We start from the raw sequence: 18730 nt of genomic DNA on the forward strand, positions 1-18730 counted from the left end.
CTGATGTTCTTTAGATAATTAAGACTAAGGATCGAAGTATTTATAAGCGAGAGATTATTGTACTGGGGTGACATTACCGTTATGATGATTCAATTTTTATTTACAATCAGGAAGATTGGTTGATGACAACTTTAATTGTATGTTTGTTTATTGCAACCCTGTTGCCTTATCTTTTAAAGTTCGTTGTTGCCAGTTTTATGCAAAAAGAGGGGAAATACGACAATCATTATCCAAGATTGCAACAGTCTAGATTAAAAGGAATGGGTGCAAGAGCTTTGGCTGCGCATCAAAATAGTTTTGAGTCATTGCTTATATTTGCCATTGCTGCATTGGCTGCAATTGCTACAAATCATGTGAGCACAGCAGTCCAAGTATTGGCGCTTATTTATATTGTTTCACGAATCATTTATAGCTTTTTTTATATAATGGATATGGCTTCGTTAAGATCAGCAATTTGGTTTGTTGGTTTTTTTTGTTGCTTGACTGTTTTAGTGTTATGTATGATCTAATTTTTGTGAAATAAGAATTAACGCGTAATTATGTTGGAAAGGGTTTTTAATGCACGAAAAAAATAATATGCAACAAGTCTCATTACAGCCTTTGTTGGTTTCTGTGGTTTTAATGCTCATGGTGTTGATGCAAATGACTACAGATCAGTATGTTCCCTCCTTACCTGCCATCACTAAAGTTTTTAATACGAATGAAGCTTCAATTCAATTAACGCTTTCTCTTTTTATGCTTGGACTAAGTATTTCACATGTATTTTATGGTCCTTTGTCCGATAAAATTGGCCGCAAACCTCCGTTAATGTTTGGCGTTGGTTTAAGTATTTTGGGAAGCTTATGCTGCTTTTTAGCACCTACAGTTTTTGTTTTAATCCTTGGTCGTTTTATTCAAGGTTTTGGTATCGGTTGTTGTGGTTCAGTAGGGCGCTCTTTAGTTCGTGATCTGTTCACAGACAGGGTTTTATCAAAAATTGGTTCCTATGTAGGCATCGTGAGCGTTTTTATTATGGTTGCCTCTCCTGTTTTAGGTGGGTATATTCAAGAGCACTTTGGATGGCGCAATAATTTTTTGTGTTTATTCCTGTTTGGGATTGTCATATGGCTTTTTGCTTTATTTACTCTTCCAGAAACCAATAAAAACCTTAATCCAGAGGCAACTAAAATACGAGTCATGCGGGATAATTACTTTACATTATTGCGCTCAAAAGTTTTTTTGGGTTATGCCTTGTGCGCGTGTTTTGCTTGCGCAGGTTTACTCGCTTATCTCGCAATTGCGCCTTTTCTTTTTCAAGATGTCTTAGGATTGAGTCCCATAGAGTTTGGCCAATTAACTATATTTATTGCAGGAGCAATTTGTGTGAGTGGCATAATCAATAGTCAAATGGTGATGGGCAAAGGAGTATCTCATATGGTATTTATTGGGATAATTTTTATGATCATTGGTGGTCTCGCCATGCTTTGCCTCGCCTTTTTAGGAATGAAAAATGTTTTATCCATTATGATTCCCGTTTCTTTTTTTAGTATGGGAGTTGGTTTTACCTTTATTAATGCTTTTGCTGGCGCCTTCCATCCGTTCCCACATATGGCAGGCACAGTAGGTGCTTTATATGCCTGTATGCAGGATTTAAGTGCGGCATTATCTACGGGGATTGTTGCGCTTGGCCAATGGTACGGACAATATTCATTAGCGACAATATTTCTCCTTTTGGGGGTGAGTTCTTTTGTTTCATGGTATTATTTAGCCTCTCAAGAACCTTAAGGTGCATTTATGAAAATTACTGAGAGTGAATTAAAGAATATTATTGCCAAGTTATCTGGTTGTAAGGCGGAGGAAATTCATCATGGAACCGCTTTAATAGAGGACCTACATTTAGATTCTTTAAAGATTGTAGAACTACTTGCCATTCTCAGTGAAGAATATAATTTAGCAGTGACCGAAGATGATGCGATGAATTTCCATACTTTTAAGGATATATTTGATTTTACTCAAGCTTAAAATTTCTAATGGCCCATCTTAAAAATTTGTAAGATGTGCCAATTAGAGTCATTTCGCGCTTCAACCCAGGTTCTTTCTACAAATTTAACCTGTAGCAAGGTATAGCTCAGGAGTTCAACTAAAAAATATATGCTTGTCCAAATCTCTTTTATCAGATATTTTTGTTAGGGTTTTAAAATAGAGCCCAAGTCGCTCTTACTTCCCTTAGTAAAATACGTCATTAACATGTAAACAGCAACCGCTCCGGCAAAAGCTAATCCGCTATAAAATATAGAGTTTTTTAGATAACTATTTGGTTCTGGTTTTTTCCCATCCGGGGAGTCAGGGATTTTTATTTTTTTCTCTTTAGGAGGAATTGTGATTTGATGCTCGTCACTAGTCCTGACTGGAGATTGAATTTCCTCTTTCTCAACGAGGGAAGGTTTTGATGGATTGGTAATAGCTTGGTAGCGCTGTAGTAAACTTTCCCATTGATTCCTATGTTTCTCCTCATGGATCCCCGCTTCTTCTTTAGATATGGTACCCGGGTTGTTATCGAGAGCGGACTGCTCAAAAAACTCCAGAAACTTTAGATGTATGCCATCAATAGATTCTGCAAATTCTTTTTCGCTATAACGTGTTTTGGCGTTATGTTTTAATCGTATTTGTGCTTGTTTTGGTATTGAATTATCTAGATCCATATCTGGATTTTCTTTGATTTTTTTAACCAAATCAAATACTTGAAAAGCAATCTGCGCACTGTCATATTCGCATAGCTTTTGAGTTTCAGTAACTGCTATAGAGGCAGATGAACAATCAATTCCAGCAGATTTTCCTATTTTATGGAGTTGAATTAATTGCTTTTCAATTTCACTTGTTGAATTTTTTTCGTCAAGTATCCATCCGGCATAAGCCCTTGTATGTTCTTGCTCTAAGTAAAATTTTACTTGGTTAAGTAGCGCGCCAAAATGTTTGGAGTCGTTTAATTTACTTGCCGATGGATTTTCCATATCAGTAACCAGCTGTTCTGCAAATCCCAATAATTCGTTGATTTCAGCGAAGACAAGTTTTGTATTATAGCGTGCATCCTGAACCACTTTTTCAGTAGTTAATGTAATATATTTTTTAATTTGAATATCAATCAATTGACTTAAAAATTCGAATAATTCTTTTTGATTTTTCATCGTGTTTCCCTTCTAATTTTGAGCAGATAGATTATCTTATGACTTTAATTGATGCAATTAAATCATTTTGTTTGAGTTTATATTTCTACATTTGTCGGGGCGTAACCTATTATTCTCCATTTATCTTAAAAAGGACTATATTCTATATAAGGAGGGGATATTTGTTAGGAAATACCATGGAAACCGAGCGCGGGTTATTGGTGACCACCCAGTCATCGCAAGTCATAGAAAGCATTGATCATTTCCATCATCAAATCCTTGCAGCAGGTAAAGAACCTCATTTGATTCTAGAGGCTGTTACAAAATATCCTGATAATTTACTTCTCCAAGTATATGCCGCCTCATTTTACCTTTATGGGCAAACCAATCCTACTACAGCGAAAGCAAAGGAACATTTATTTCATGCTGAAAAATCTTTGTACTCAGCAAATTTAAGAGAAAAATTAGTTTATCAGGCAGCTAAAGCCTGGATGTGTTTGGATTATGAAACTGCTTTAACTATTTTGGCTGCTCTGACTACGATTTATCCACGTGATACTTTAGCTGCAAAATTTGCTGAATGGTTATATTATTGTACTGGGCAAGCATACAATAGCCATCATTATTTAGCATTTTGTGAGCGTATTGCTCCTTATAATCAAGATGAATCCCATTTTATAGCCATGCATTCTTTTGCAGCTGAGTTATCGGGACATCTATCAGAAGCACAATGTTTGGCTGAGAAAGCGCTTTTACTCGAAACACTCACGCCATGGGCTCACCATACTCTAGCCCACATTTATCTTAATACCAATAATTTGGCAAAAGGAATTGCTGTATTAGAAACGTTTCAAGTAAGTTGGAAGGAAATTTCACCACTTTTACGAGGTCATAATAGTTGGCATTTAGCTTTATTTTATCTTGCATTACGACAAGCAGAAAAGGTAATGGCCTTATACCCTGCGATTTTTGGTCGCGCTCCAGAGGTGATTACTGAGCAAATAGATGCTCTATCGTTATTATGGCGATTGGACATGGCCGGATTTCCTCAATTAAACCAACTGAAAATAATTGCGGGTTATCTAGATGCGAATCCTTATGCCCATTATATAGGTTTTAATACAGTTCATTATATATATTGTCTCGCGCGTTTAGGGCGTGAAAATGAGGTGCAAAATGCCATCCTGTCCATTAAAAAATACGCTAAAACCCTGTGCAAAGGATATAGGCGGACACTTTGGCAAAAGGTAGTTTTACCTTTGAGCAAAGGGATACATGCTTTTGTTACCAATGATTACCAAACAGCGCTTGATTTTATGACTCCTTGTATTGCAAGACGTACAGAAATTGGAGGCAGTGATGCCCAATCTGAAATTTTAGCGCAAACGTATTTACTTTGTTTATTGCAAACAAACAAGAAAAAAGCGGCTAAAGATTATTTTAACCTTCATTTGCGGCATTACAAAGGAACGCCCTTGGCTGAATTCTGGTTTGCCTGAACTGTTTTAAATTACTTCTAAAAGAGCGCTGGCAGCAATTCCACCACCACCTGCAGCAACCAATAGTACTTTATCTTTATTCTTTATGTCTGCATGTTCACGCAAATAATCAAGAGCAATGCCTACGCTTGACCCGGATGTATTACCTGTTTCTTCTACTGTTTTGATGACGCGCTCTTCAGGAAAGCCTAATTGTTTTGCTACAGATAATACTAGGTTCTTGTTTCCTTGATGAGGCACCAACCATTGAATGTCTGTAGTGCAAAGGTTTAATGCCTTGAGAAATTCTTGCGCTCCGTCCACCATACCATGCACTGCTTTAACAAATAAGGCTGTATTTTCCTTGATGGTGATGTAAAACTGATCGGGGTTAGTGCAGTTTGCTGCAGGTAATCGCGATCCTCCTGCTGGAGTAGATACCGTATCACCGACTTCTCCATCAGCAAACAAAGAAGAGGCAATAAAACGAAAATCTGCATTTTCCTTATCGGTAGAAATAATGCAGGCAGCAGCTCCATCACCAAAAAGAACACTGGTCGCAAAATTATTTTTATTTAAAAATTTGGAGCGAATTTCACTGGCGATTAATAAAACGTTTCCCATGCTTGCCTGAGTAATGGCCACCCCAGTGTACAAACCGACAACAAAACCTGCACATGCAGCACCTACATCAAAAGCACCAATATTTTGCATTCCGAGCCGATGCTGCACTAGAGGGCTAGTGGGGGGGGCAAGGTAATCCCCTGAAATTGTGGCCAGTATCAGCTGGTTGACTTTATTTTTTTCGGAAGGTTTTGCCGCAAAAAGCTTTTCTGCTGCAAGCACTGCCAAATCACTACAGGCTTGATCCTCATTGACCCAGCGCCTATTTCTGATTCCTGTTGAGAAACTGATCAAAGTAGGGCTTTGTGTGCTACTCATCCAATTTAGTACATCTTGGTTATTCATCACCTTTTCTGGCAATGCAGTGAATGGCCCTTTAAGATAAATATTTTTTTCTGCACGCAACAAATTCATGATGAGAGTAATCCTTCTGAGCGCATGAGTGGTAAACCACCACTTACGGTGATAACTGAGCCGGTCATAAATGAAGTTTGGGACAATAAAGGATCCAGAGCTTCAGCGACTTGATCAGTTTCTCCCATCTTTCCTTGAGGAATAATTTGCGCCATTTTTTCTTGGTAGGATTCTTTTTTCCAGAATTGCTCTGTTCTTGAGGTTTTAATCAATCCAACCCGCACGATATTGGATAAAATATTTTGCGCACTGTAATCTACTGCCAGATTTAAAAATAAACCTTCTAAAGCGGCTTTAACCGTACAGTATGCACCATAACGGCTGGTTCCTGTGATGGCGGAAAGGCTGGAAATCAAAATGAGCCGTCCAAATTTATTCGCTAATAAGGAAGGCAATAATTGATGAACTAACCAAATATTTCCGTGCAAATTGTCATCAATATAGGTACGCAATGATGGATAAGATAAGGCGTGTAATTTACGCAATTGATTTACCCGCGTAAACGCATTGAAAATGACACCGTCCAATGGTTCCTGAAGTAGGTTTTGCAGTGCATCTTGACTGGCTTCCGGGTTGGAAAAGTGATACACGAAACCCTGGATATCCATACCTTGATGCTTATAGTGTGCCAATGTTTTGTTTAAGCTGGCCTCATTAGAGCAGGTTATAATGATTTTATCGCCAAATTGTAAACGTCGTTTCGCAATGGCTTGGGCGATATCAGAAGATCCTCCTGTAATTAAAAGCTTCATTGAGCCCCCAAATCGATTAAGTGTTTGGCAATGCTCTCTATGGTCTCATAATGTTTTTTAACTAGGGGCATTACCGGAATTTTAATCTTGAATTCACGCTCCAACTCAATGATTAATAAGGCTAACATCAAACTATCGAGTCCACCTTGTTCCAATTGAGCATGCGGCTCTTCTGAAAGTTTATTTAAACCAATTCTTTCTAGTACGTTGCGAATTCGTTGAGTATGCATGTATTTATTCCTTGTGGGTGCTTAAGAGTAGTGCTTTTCTATCAAGCTTACCATGTTGATTACGGGGGAGCTTTTCTAATAATTGCACACGAATAGGAAGTTTTTTGGGTAAAAAATGTTGTTTTATTTGTTCAGTAAGCATTTGCTCCGTCTTATTGGTGCTGAACGCCCCTTGTTCCAAATAGACAAGTAAACGCACACCATAAAGCTCGTCAGCTATGGGGAGTACCATTGCTTCTTTAATTTCTGCAAATTGACAAATTTTGTGTTCTATATCAATTAAATTTACTTTTTCACCACCTATATTCACTACATAATCCAGACGACCTTTAATATTCACCAAACCAGAAGGGAGTATTTCAGCTAAATCCCCTGTGTAAAACCAACCATTTTTGATTTTTGGTGATTTTTCCTCCCCAAGATAACCGAGCATAAGCTGGCTACCTTTGATGAGTAACTCCTGTTCCTCCGATAAGCGTACTTGCCAATCACCTACTGGATATCCTGCGTAATCATTCAGAAATAACGGGTCGCTACTGGAGTAAGTTAAAACGCGAGGAGACGCTTCAGTTAAGCCGTAATTATTATAAATGAGAGCATTAGGGAAAGTTTGGATGAGGTGTTCACGTAAGTGTATGGCCAAAGGAGCTCCGGCAGAAACTATTGCCTTTATTTTTGCTGCGCTGTCGGGATAAAGTGCAGCCATTTTAGTCATAGCGACCCAATGAGATGGTACGCCACTCCACATTTGAGGAACTACTTCAGTTTCCAAAAGGTTTTTAATGTCAGTAAATTGGGTTATTAATTGGGTTTTTATTCCAGCGATTAATCCAGGTAGTAATTGGCCCAGTAAACCAAACGAGTAAGATAAGGGTAGAAATAATAGTTGATCTTTTATCTTATGAAACTCTAATGCTTTGATTACTGCATGACAATTGGCAACAATATTGGTTAAAGAAAGCTGAACTGCTTTCATTTGTCCGGTGCTGCCTGAAGTAAAAAGTACAAGGGCTAATTCTGGATGATGCTGATTGTGTTTATTCTCTTGCAGCTCTAGAAGCTCGCCAGCTGCATTAATGGTCATGTTGGTACTTAAAATGTTTCTTTTTTGCAGGTCGCAATCTTGATGAGAAATGAGAGCGACGGGTTTGCCAATATTTAAAGAGGCTAATAATTGAATGACAAATAAGGAGTCGTTCCTTGCTTGCAAAACCAGTATTCCTGGAGGTAGTTTTTTCAATTGCAAGGACATCTTTTGTATTTCTGCAGCTAACTCAGCAAAGTTTAAATTTCGATCCGCACTGCTTAATGCGATTTTGTGAGGGAGGTTTTGAGCCAGAAATTGCATGCTTTATCCCTCAACCTTATTTAATTTCCAGGTAGCTACGACTGGAAGTGTATTATCCAATAAATGTTGGCGACAAAAATTTCGTCGAATTTTACCACTTGTTGTATGGGGCATGGATTTAAGTGGAGTTAGTACTATGTGATGAATCTCAAGTTGGTGTGTTTGATAAACCAGCTCAAAAATAGTATTGAATAACATATCTTGCTCTTCAGTCTCCATAAAACGGTTTTTTACTTCACACATCACAGTCAGCTCATATTCATGGTCGGCTTGGATGACAAATGCAGCACACTTCCCAAGATGCTTATGTATTGGGTGATGCAAAATAGAATATTCAATATCTTGAGGATAATGATTTTTTCCATAGAGAATAATTAAATCTTTAAGACGACCAGTAACGTAGAGCTCTTCGTCATGAATGAAGCCCAGATCGCCTGTTCTTAGGTACTCTTGAAGTGTAGCATCATTTTGAATTTTTCCATGAAACGCATGTTTTGTTTCTTTTTCTTGCTCCCAGTAACCATGCGCTACGCTATCACTTTGTACCCAAATTTCACCTACTTGATCATGAGTGCAAAGACTCAATGTATCAGGATCAACAATTTTTACTGTTTGAATCAATTTTCCACAACCGACTAAGCTATGGCTCTGAGGACTTCCTTCTTCAGCGAAACGTACGCGATGATCTTGATAATGTTCTTTGGCTAATGTAAGCGTGTTGTAAGGAGTAAAAGCAGTGTGGCCTGTTACAAATAAAGTGGCTTCTGCTAGACCATAGCAGGGATAAAAAGCATTTTTCTTAAATCCATAATCTTTAAATGCGTGATAAAAATGTTCCAGAGTCTCTTTGCGAATGGGTTCAGCTCCATTAAAGGCAATCCCCCATGAGCTTAGGTCTAATCCTTGTTTTTTTTCTTCTTTAATCCGTTTGACGCAATAATCATAAGCAAAGTTAGGGCTTCCACTGATTGTTGCCCTGTATTTGCTGATATTTTGCAACCAGGACAGGGGATTTTGTAAAAAAGAGAATGGAGACATCATAAAAACTGGAAAGCCTCCATAAATAGGCGTCAGAATACAGCCAATTAACCCCATATCATGATGGGGGGGAAGCCAACTAAAAAATATAGTTTCATCACTCATGGCATAAGCGTGGTATATCTTATGTGAATTATCGAGTAGATTATTATGGCTGACTATCACCCCTTTGGGATGCATAGTAGATCCTGAAGTATATTGCAGGAAGGCGATGGTATCTCTGTTTACTTTAGGAGGTTTCCACTCAAGACTTTGTGTTAATTTTATTGTATCGATGGTGAGGCATGGTATTTGATCAATATGGGGGACTTCCTCTGGGCCTGAATCACTGAATTTAATCACGTGATCCAGGGTCATAATTGCAAATGTTGGTTTGGCATTACTTATAATTCGATGTGCTTTTTCAAGTAGTTTTTTTTGAGCAGGGGGATGAATAGGAACTGCAATGCATCCTGCGTAAAGACAGCCAAAAAAAGCTTTAATGAATGGAAACCCAGGAGAAAATAATAATAGGATTCTATCTCCAGGTTGGGCACCATGCTTTTGTAACATGGCAGCAATCGCCCTGGCATGCTGATCCAAATCAGAATAAGTCATTTTCTCTTCTAAATCTTTATTAATAAAAGTACAACTTACCTGGTTTGGAGTATTTTGGGCTCTAAGTCGAACTACATCGACTAGAGATGGACAGTGAATTATTTCTTTATTCATCTCTATCCTTAATTCGTGTGAAATTGCAAAATTTGTCCTGCATAAGAGAGCCCGCCACCCACACTCATCAGGAGTATCTTTCCAGATCGGTCAAAAATTTTTTCTTCTACTGCTCTTGCTAAAGAATAGAGAATAGATGCACCACCGATGTTTCCAATTAAGTCTGCATCCCATATAATTGTCTTGTTCATCATGTGATGCTCTTGAAGGACTTGAGTAATTAGTTTGCGATTTACTTGATGGGGGATAATCCAGGTGATGGATTTTCTGTCTTCCTCAGTGGGTAATAAATGAGCTAACATGTGCTTGTATTTATTATAGGCGAGTTCTTTCATGAGTGTTTCATCACCGACAAGATGATAACCTATTGTATCTAACTGTTCTTGTGTGGGTGGAAAAACACCTTGGGTTGTAAACGCATCAACGTATTTTCCCTCAGTAGAAAAAAAGGTCTTTTCAACAGAAAATGCACCCGTTTGACTTTTTTCCAGAAGTAGGGCCGCAGCACCGTCAGCCAAGCCAATCCATGTCTTTTCATTTTCGGGATCAATAACCTTGGATAATGTTTCTGCGCAGCTGACCAGCACATTTTCATAACCAAGGGCCATTAAGGCATAAGCAAGATGCAAAGTGGATAATGAGGTGGAGCATCCCGTTTTTAAATCGTAAGCTGGAGCATCAACTCCTAGTTGTCCCAAAACAGCAGCAGCTTGTGATCCTGTGAAACGTTTATTAGTTGTAGAGCCCAGTAAAAAAGCATTAATCTTGGAGGTACCATTATCTGTAAATAACTTTCGTACGGCTGCAGTAGCTAAAGACTCAGCAGTTAACTCCCTTGACTTATCCATAGCTTCCCATGGTTTATGACACCAATAACGTGAATAAAACCCAAATTCCTCTCCAATTTTTTCGGCAAACTTTTCTAAAAAGGACGGAGACTTATCTGATGTTCTTGGAAAGTTTTGTAAAATTTCTAGATTAGAAATTGGGGGAGAGTCAGGTAGAACTCGAGATGTAGCGGTAATATCAAAGCGAATATTTGGTCGTAAAATAACCATAATTTACCCTTAGTTATATTATTTTTTAAAACGATGGATGCATATGTGTTGCAATTATAGCTATTTTTCTAAAATTGACCTAGATAATTACGAGGTGTATATTTTATATAGTTTTATTTAAAAATGAATAAATATGTCTTCATTGTCTGCTGATAGAACTGCAATGAAATGGATAGAAAGTCTAATCGATGAGCATAGTTTTATTCCATTGTTTGCAGAGTATGCACCTGATAATCAATTTCGTATACATTATGGTGCTGAAGTAATTACAGGTTTAGCTAAAGTAAATCAAAGGCCTGTCGCAGTCTATGCCCATAATAATACAGTTAATCGTGGTTATATTACCAGTCAAGGCGCTCGAAAAATAATCCGTTTAATGGACAGGGCTAAAGAGTTACGTATCCCTATTATTGCATTTCTTGCTTCACCAGGTATTTCTCTAGAAGAAAACTTATTAAGTGGTGATGGATACACCCAGGTTATTGCACGCAATATCAATTTATCTGGGCTTATTCCACAATTTGCTATTCTTGTTGCGCCAACACTTGGTGCACCGGCTTATTCTGCAGTATTAATGGATTTGCTTTTTTTCAACAAACATCGTAGTTATCTAATGGTAACTAGCCCTATGGTTGTACAGCAAGCAATTGGTGAAAAAGTTAGTATGAGCGATTTAGGTGGTACGGCCATGCATGCGAGTACAACTGGTTTGGCTGATTTTGTGGATGACAGCTTGGCAGCGCAAATTAATCATGTGAAAACGATGCTTCATTTTTTTCCTTCACATAATCGTGAACATCCACCCATACATGCGGTTCTTGAACCACTGCATTCGATGCCCACTGTTCCTGCTGATCCCAGGGTTCCCTTTAATATGCTTGAATTAATTCAAGCCATTGTAGACAACTCTGATGTTTGGCAATATAAAAGTACCTATGGCCAAGCGATGATTTGTGCTTTTGTGCATATCCATGGATATGCAGTGGGGATTGTGGCCAATCAAAGTATTCGTTTTAGTGGCGCAATTGATTCTGATGCGGCACAAAAAGCTTCTAAGTTCATTCGTATCTGTGATGCTTACTGTATTCCCATTCTTACCTTAATTGATGTGCCAGGATTTATGCCGGGCAAACGAGAAGAGCAAAAAGGATTACTGCAGCATGGTGCACGATTATGTACTGCTATGCAAACCCGAGTACCAAGGATGAGTGTTGTTGTGCGCAAGTGCTATGGAGCCGCAGCATTTTTAATGATGCAGACCGTTTCTCAGAATGGAGATTTAGTTTTAGCTTTGGAAACAGCAAACTTGGGAGTCATGGGTAAAGAAACGACTAAAAAAGTTCAGGATACTGATGGCCAGGTAGCGACTGATGAGCAAGTTCAGACGCCAGAAACTTTACCTCTAAATCTTTCCTTAATGGATGCTTTTGCTTCTGGGTTGATTGATGAAATTATTAATCCAAATCTAGTACGGGGGCGTTTGGCCCAACATTTGGAGTATTTATACCGCAAAATGGATAACCTGGGAGAGGCAAGACACTCTATTGTATAGGATTCTAAACCAGACACCATACAATTTAGATATGCACATGCTTCCACCAGGACGTAGGTACAGGATTTAAATCAATGCACTAAATGTATTCTTGGATAATTATTGACTGTGTAAATTCAAATGATTCGGTGCTCTAGTGCGATATTGAGTTTTATAGATTTGTAGTCTGGGTGAGATAATATTCTTCATGAACAAAAGAAAGAAAGTGGCGATCTATTCTTAAAATGTTAGGCTATTTATCAGCAGACATTGACCTATTATTTTAAGGATTAAAATGCCTTCGTACATTAGTTTAATGCAATTAATTCACTCTTTTGAAGCCTATTTAGGTAATCCTGAAACTCAAAATACACCAGTTAATTTCGAACACAGTTTAATTTTTGATGAGCAAGAGTCCCTTGCTTGGCCGCAAATCAAATTCATTCAGGAATGGGGGGTTATGGAATATCTAATTCCATGCGCGCTGGGAGGGAAGCTGGATTCACTTGACTCTACTTATGCTTTGGTTAAGTCAATTAGTAGACGCGATCTAACTACCGCGGTTGCAGTAGGGTTGTCTTTTTTAGGTGCTTTGCCTCTTTGGTTGGCAGGGAATATAAAGCAGCAACAAAAAATAGTTGCACTTTTTCGACGTGGTGAAATAGTTGCTTTTGCCTTGACTGAGGAGGAGCACGGTTCAGATATTATGGCTAATGAGGTAGTGGCCAAAGCTTATGATGATGGTTGGCAATTATCAGGAAAAAAATGGTGTGTTAATTTTGCTACCCTAGGCCATGCTGTGAGTATTCTTTGCCGTACTCATGATAAAGGCGGTCCATTAGGTTTTTCAGTATTCCTTTTAGATAAATCTGCTGTGGAGTCTGGATTTACGCCTACTCCTAAGCTACCTACTTTCGGTGTGAGAGGGTTAGACATTAGTGGCTTTTCTTTAAATAAAGTGTTTTTGTCTCAAGATGCGTTGGTAGGTATAGAAAAACAGGGTTTAGAAATCACTTACAAAATATTACAAGTTTCACGGACATTATGTGCTTCTTTTTCTGTGGGGGGCGCAGACACCGCTTTACGTCACGCCCTTTCTTTTAGCTTGAAAAGGGAGTTGTACGGTAAAATTGCATATGACATTCCTGTCGTAAAACAACGATTAGGAGAGCAATTTACTCAATTACTTATTGCGGATTGCATGGGGTTAGCCATCGCTCGTGCCGGTTCAGTGATGCCGAAAAAATTATCTTTTTGGTCTGCAATTATTAAATTCCTCATTCCTAAAATGACCGAAGACATCGTTGAAGAGTGTGGATTAGTTTTGGGGGCGCGCGCCTATTTACGAACCACTGAATGGGCAATGTTTCAGAAAATAAGACGTGACATTAAAGTAGTTGGCTTATTTGATGGGAGTAGCCAGGTTAATTTATCTTTAATTGCATCCAGTTTATTACCCCAGGCTCGAATGAGAGGAGGTTGTCCAGAAAAGCAACTCATGCAACTGGAGCAAATTTTTGATCTTAAAAAAGGTTGTCCTGTATTCAACATAACTGATTTGGGTCTATTTATGCATGAGGAAGACAGTATTCTGGCTGGTTTAAGTATCTTGCAATCAGAACAACTTGCCCCTTTAATCATTGCTATTCGCCATGAAATTGATAGACTTGATCAGCAGATAATACATTTGCATGAACAAAAACAGTTAGAACCACGTAGCTTAGCTGCTTTTCGCCTGGCAGAACAATATTGTTGGATTTTTGCTGCCAGCTGTTGTTTGCACTTTTGGCATTTTAATCAGGAAGTACTGTGTAAAGAGTCTCTTGATTTAAATTGGATTCAATTGGCTATTCAGTTAATTCTTAATAAATTACATGCAAACTCAAAAATAGACACGAAACTGCAAGAATCTATGGCAAAAAAGCTAGTTGTTTTTTATCAACAGAATAAACTATTCTCAGTGCTTCCCGCACAAATACCCGATTAAAATAAATTGGTGGAGTTTTGAGTATGAACTGGAAAAGAATGTTAATCGCAGCAATGACCCAAAAAAAGTATCAAGCTTTTATTGAGGACACCATGCATCCTGAACATGCTCGGAAGCGATTATGGACCCAAGAAACAGTACCTTTATTGCGACAATCAAGCTATTGGCAACCTTTATTGCATCACAAAGGGAATATTCACTTAGATGATTTTCCGATTACCGTTTATGAGGATTATCAAGAAGGGCTGTTAGCAGCACAACAAAGCCTTATTCAGCCTTTTAATGGGGAACGATTAATATTTTGGTCAGAAACTTCCGGTACCTCTGGAGTAAGAAAATTTTTTCCAATTACGGCTTCTTTTCAGAAACAATTTCAGCGCACAATGGCTCCTTATATCTATTCATTAACGCAACGATTCCCTGGTTTTTTTAAAGAAAAAATTCTCTATCTTGTTGCGGTAGATGCTCATAAAAATTCTGCAGCGGGTATACCTTCAGGTTGGATTAGCAATTTTAATTATCGTCATTTACCGTTTTTTATTAAACGTTTTTATGCAATGCCTGATGAGGTCTTCGATAATGCTGAGGTTTATGAGCAATGGTCTGCGTTATATGCATTAGCCTATGATCTTAGCGCTTTTTTTGCAGTCACGCCTATGGTGATCGATGCTCTTTTTGAGCGTTGCATGAATCATTTTAAGCAATTTTTACCTTATTTATTTGGTGAAAAGGCGGTTCCCGATTTCTTGCCACCTATTCATATCAGTAATAAGCGAAGGCAGCATTTGCGTCAGCTCGTACAAGGCGCTCCCAGTACTTTTAAAGATTTTTGGCCTTCAATGAGCTTCGCGGGATGTTGGGCTTCGGGGCTTTGTGAGTACCCCGCCCAGCAATTACAACAACGGTTAGGGGCTGGAGTTCCCCTGGTTGATGGAACTTTTTCGGCTACCGAAGGATGGCTTACTGTCCCCATAGATAATCAACTTGGCGGAATCTTACATCCTGGTGCGCATATAGCTGAATTCATTGAGGAAGGTAAAGAGATTAATCAGGGTAATCTCTTACAATCTTGGGAATTAGAACAAGGAAAGAGTTACGAGGTTTTTTTAACGACGGCGATGGGATTTGTTCGTTATCAATTAAAGGACGTATTAAAATGTACTGGTTTTTTAAATAGGGCACCTAGACTTGAATTTTGCTATAAGACGCAGATGCTCAAATTGGAAAGTTGTTCCATCACAGGACAAGAATTAATGAAAGTGCTCGACGATGTTGCTTTTGAAATGGCACCTCACTGGTATTTTGCACGTAACCTTTTGGGAAATAGGGTCGTTTTAGTGACTGATGATACAGTGGAAATACCTGATGCCCTGTTAATGAAATTGCATGAAGGATTAATGCAAATTAATGAGCCTTATGCACATAGTGTGGTTGTAAAAGAAGTCGTTCCGGTGGTTTGGTTGAAATTACCACGCAAGCAATTATTAGCAGATAACCACGCACAAACAAAACCCAGGTTAATTTCGCAACAAGTTATTCGAGAGCTGTGATCTGAGAAGTAATGATTTTATATGCAAAAGTCGTTTAACCAGTCCTATTTGAAGGTAGATATTATGGTCGAGAAAAAAACTAAAAAAGCTCCTCGCAAAACAGAGTTATCGTTGTCACTTTTAATAGTGAGTGATGTTATTTCTATTTTGTTGAGCTTGATGCCTGGTGTTGCTGCATTTAGTTTAACCGGGTTATTTATTTATCATGGTTATGCTTATACCTGGGCGGTATTACCTTTGGCACCATTTGTTTTTTTTGCTTCATTTATTATCATTGTCGCAGCGATTAGATTATGTTTACCTACCCTCAAACCAGGACGATATAAACGGGAGCTTAGTAAAATGATGCTCGCCTGGTTTTGCCATTTTGCTCTGTCTCGCTCCGCTAAAATTTGGGGACTCAATCCTTTATTCCAGTCATTTCATTGTATTAAGTTTTTTTATTGGCGAGCCTTGGGAGCAAAAGTTTCTTTTCAAATTATGAATTCGTTTGATATCGATTTTGTCGATTGCCCATTGATTAGTATTGGAAAAAATGTCACTTTGGCAAGTCAGGTGTCAATCAGTTGCCATTCCGATATTGGTGGTTTACTTCTTTTATCTCCTGTTGTTATTGAGGATAATGCTTTTATTGGCGTGTCTACTGTTGTTGGACCAGGTACAACCATTAAAAAAAATGCATGGGTTGGGTATGGAAATGTATTAATAAATCAACTTATTGAAGAAAATACTCGCATTGACAGTGTAAACCGTAAAGCAAGTGATCTTGATAATTGATGCATTTCATATTGTATAAAATTCATCTTAATGACATAATTTTTCCCATATAAGGGATATATCCAATCAACTAGAGAGTTGAGTTAATATGCTAAGTAAAAGGGAACGTTTTCAGCAATGGCGTGGTATTAAATCGGATGATGAACTCCAGATTCTGGAAGTCGCGCTCCTTATCAGTGAGTATGTGAATTCTGTTGATGGGCTAAAAGTAATCAAGAACGAAGCTGAATCTAAATTTAATGATTTTAATCAGGATAATTCTCGCTCCTGGGCTACGGCGGTCTTTACTAAATTATTTATAGATGAAGCAATAGCACAATTACCAGAGGCGGCGGCTGAAGAAAAAGCATTACTTATTCGTTTAAGTACTACATTGACCCAATTGTATGAGAATTGGAAAAATGATACTACGCAAAATATTACTGTATTAATTGATACAATTGAAAAATTAATTGCACTAGACAAAATACCCTTTACAGATAAAAAACAGTATAAATCGTTTCTTTTTTCTTCTTATATGTTGTTTCACATAATAAGGCTGTCACTTAATGAACTTAATTGGTCGATGCAAATGATGGCGTCTCTTATCATCGATATCGAACAAATGAAGCTCAAGATTGCCCATTTTTTAGAAAAAATTGAAGAAAAAGAGCATCTATTAGGAGAGGAAAGGCAACTTGAAACAGGGGTAGATAAGACTGATAAAGATCCATTAAATTCGATTAAAATATATTTAAACAAGCGTTATTTTAAAGTATTGAGCCAGACTCCCTTGCTTCGTGACCCTCCACAAACATCTATGCTTTATCCCATGGAAATAAAATCGAAGAAAAAAGGGATTTTAGAAAGCCTTGCTGAATTTGAAGCCGATATAGAAAGGGTTTCTTCAGGTATTGAAAATTTAATTGAACTGAAAAGTAACAAGGCGGAAATTGAAGCAAAAATAGAACATATCAATAAATTAATTTCAGCAATACAAGATAATGATCGAAAAATTACTGGAAGAAAATATTTTCTTGATTTTATATCGAGTCATTCGCAATTATATGCAACTCTTTTAGAGAATACCGAAGGAGCTGCGAAATTACAATTACTCGAAAAGAAAGAGCAATTAGAGAATGCGATTGAGTCTCCTGATTTGTCTTCTGGAGTCGTTAATGGTCTTTCTTGGGTAGCTTCGCCGCTTACCATTGCATATAGAACGGCCACACCTCAAATGATTCAGGATGTATTTTCTGCTACTCTACCTGCCACTTTAGATAGTGATTGTAAAACCAAATTAAAAGAGCTTGTACAAATTTGTGTATCTGATTTGAAAAAGCAACTAGAGAAAAAAGAAAATCAAATTATTGCGATAAATAATCGATTTTTTAATCAGGATGAAAAGATTAAACAGTTTATTGCTCATGAAAGTTTGGAGCAGCTCTCTGTTTTACTGAAAGCAAACGACGCATTAAAAGAATCTGTACAAGAAAGCACCAAACTAGTGGTACATATAAAGGAAAATTTAAATTTTCTTAATGATCTTAAGAGTAAGAGAGAAACATTAAAAGAGTTCATTCGTTTGCATGACACCATTCTGGTTAAAATCTGTCATTTTCTATCGCAATTTTTTTCGTTTTTTAAAACAGAAAAGGTGCAAATGATTGATGAGGCGACTACTTTGAAAAAGCAAGTCAATAAACTTGCTGCAGAGTATCAAAGCTCAATTGATCATAAATTGCTCCAAATGGATCAAAATCCTTTACTTGATGAAAAGACTAAAAATCATATAAAAAGACGCCTTAAAGCTGAAGATCGAGACAAGAACCTGGATAATAAAAATTGTATTGTGCCTGATAAACAAAGTGTACGTTTGTTGATGGACAGTTTGTCAGATTTATTTACTAAAAAAACCTATTTTGTTAAAGAGCATTTAGAAGGAGCGCAAACCACAAAAGAAGAGGGTTTAGTATTTTCTTAGAGGGCCCAAAATATTTCCCATCCAAATCTGACTTTGTCCATTAATTTTTAACCTCTGACCAAGAGGAAGATCGAAAGACCAGGTCAGTATCCCGCCTGACTTTTATATAGATATGTACAAAAAATA

At 37.7% G+C, this 18730-nt stretch carries 16 protein-coding genes; 9 read left to right on the forward strand and 7 right to left on the reverse strand.

Translation table 11 applies throughout. From position 1 onward, the window contains the following. Positions 1-122 precede the first annotated feature (122 nt). From EKG34_RS02120 to EKG34_RS02130, 3 genes are read left to right on the forward strand one after another with little or no spacing between them, the layout of a single operon-like run. Complete coding sequence (locus tag EKG34_RS02120) at positions 123-509, forward strand: MAPEG family protein (RefSeq protein WP_003635536.1); 387 nt, start codon at positions 123-125, stop codon at positions 507-509. 49 nt (positions 510-558) lie between these two features. Continuing rightward, on the forward strand, positions 559-1764 hold the full coding sequence (locus EKG34_RS02125; RefSeq protein ID WP_003635538.1) for a multidrug effflux MFS transporter: 1206 nt from the start codon (positions 559-561) through the stop codon (positions 1762-1764). A gap of 9 nt (positions 1765-1773) precedes the next feature. After that, entirely contained in the window at positions 1774-2001 is a 228-nt protein-coding gene (locus EKG34_RS02130) for an acyl carrier protein (RefSeq protein WP_003635540.1), read from the forward strand. A 164-nt stretch (positions 2002-2165) separates the two neighbouring features. Here EKG34_RS02130 and EKG34_RS02135 read toward each other — a convergent pair whose 3' ends face one another. Beyond that, positions 2166-3164: a hypothetical protein gene (locus tag EKG34_RS02135; protein WP_003635542.1), complete on the reverse strand. Its 999-nt coding sequence runs from the start codon at positions 3162-3164 to the stop codon at positions 2166-2168. Positions 3165-3340: 176 nt separating this feature from the next. Between EKG34_RS02135 and EKG34_RS02140 the strand changes: the two genes are divergently transcribed. Then, entirely contained in the window at positions 3341-4642 is a 1302-nt protein-coding gene (locus EKG34_RS02140) for a tetratricopeptide repeat protein (RefSeq protein ID WP_012979335.1), read from the forward strand. 6 nt (positions 4643-4648) lie between these two features. On the opposite strand, the gene EKG34_RS02145 is transcribed toward EKG34_RS02140, so the two are convergent. From EKG34_RS02145 to EKG34_RS02170, 6 genes are read right to left on the reverse strand one after another with little or no spacing between them, the layout of a single operon-like run. Beyond that, positions 4649-5659, reverse strand: a complete 1011-nt coding sequence (locus EKG34_RS02145) for a 3-oxoacyl-ACP synthase III family protein (RefSeq protein ID WP_003635546.1) — start codon at positions 5657-5659, stop codon at positions 4649-4651. Further along, a complete protein-coding gene (locus tag EKG34_RS02150) occupies positions 5656-6411 on the reverse strand; it encodes an SDR family NAD(P)-dependent oxidoreductase (RefSeq protein WP_003635547.1) in 756 nt (251 codons plus the stop codon). Before EKG34_RS02150 ends, EKG34_RS02145 begins: the two co-directional genes overlap by 4 nt. Continuing rightward, positions 6408-6641 (reverse strand): acyl carrier protein, encoded by a 234-nt coding sequence (locus tag EKG34_RS02155; protein ID WP_003635549.1) that lies wholly within the window; start codon positions 6639-6641, stop codon positions 6408-6410. Before EKG34_RS02155 ends, EKG34_RS02150 begins: the two co-directional genes overlap by 4 nt. 4 nt (positions 6642-6645) lie before the next feature. After that, the gene (locus EKG34_RS02160) at positions 6646-7989 is read right to left on the reverse strand and encodes a class I adenylate-forming enzyme family protein (protein WP_003635552.1); all 1344 of its coding nucleotides are present in this window, start codon (positions 7987-7989) and stop codon (positions 6646-6648) included. Positions 7990-7992: 3 nt separating this feature from the next. Further along, complete coding sequence (locus tag EKG34_RS02165; protein ID WP_003635553.1) at positions 7993-9738, reverse strand: fatty acyl-AMP ligase; 1746 nt, start codon at positions 9736-9738, stop codon at positions 7993-7995. Positions 9739-9746: 8 nt separating this feature from the next. Then, entirely contained in the window at positions 9747-10796 is a 1050-nt protein-coding gene (locus tag EKG34_RS02170; protein ID WP_003635555.1) for a 3-oxoacyl-[acyl-carrier-protein] synthase III C-terminal domain-containing protein, read from the reverse strand. Positions 10797-10929: 133 nt separating this feature from the next. Here EKG34_RS02170 and EKG34_RS02175 point away from each other — a divergent pair, with 133 nt between their 5' ends. From EKG34_RS02175 to EKG34_RS02195, 5 genes are all read left to right on the forward strand, one after another. Then, positions 10930-12348, forward strand: a complete 1419-nt coding sequence (locus tag EKG34_RS02175; protein ID WP_003635556.1) for an acyl-CoA carboxylase subunit beta — start codon at positions 10930-10932, stop codon at positions 12346-12348. Positions 12349-12622: 274 nt separating this feature from the next. Beyond that, positions 12623-14314, forward strand: coding sequence for an acyl-CoA dehydrogenase family protein (locus tag EKG34_RS02180; RefSeq protein WP_003635558.1), 1692 nt, complete (start codon positions 12623-12625; stop codon positions 14312-14314). A 23-nt stretch (positions 14315-14337) separates the two neighbouring features. Beyond that, the gene (locus EKG34_RS02185; RefSeq protein WP_003635560.1) at positions 14338-15864 is read left to right on the forward strand and encodes a GH3 family acyl-acid amido synthetase; all 1527 of its coding nucleotides are present in this window, start codon (positions 14338-14340) and stop codon (positions 15862-15864) included. 63 nt (positions 15865-15927) lie between these two features. Further along, a complete protein-coding gene (locus EKG34_RS02190; RefSeq protein WP_003635561.1) occupies positions 15928-16641 on the forward strand; it encodes a DapH/DapD/GlmU-related protein in 714 nt (237 codons plus the stop codon). An 88-nt stretch (positions 16642-16729) separates the two neighbouring features. Then, complete coding sequence (locus EKG34_RS02195) at positions 16730-18604, forward strand: hypothetical protein (protein WP_003635562.1); 1875 nt, start codon at positions 16730-16732, stop codon at positions 18602-18604. Positions 18605-18730 lie beyond the last annotated feature (126 nt).

This window comes from Legionella longbeachae, from assembly GCF_004283175.1.
In the GTDB taxonomy this organism is placed as follows: domain Bacteria; phylum Pseudomonadota; class Gammaproteobacteria; order Legionellales; family Legionellaceae; genus Legionella; species Legionella longbeachae.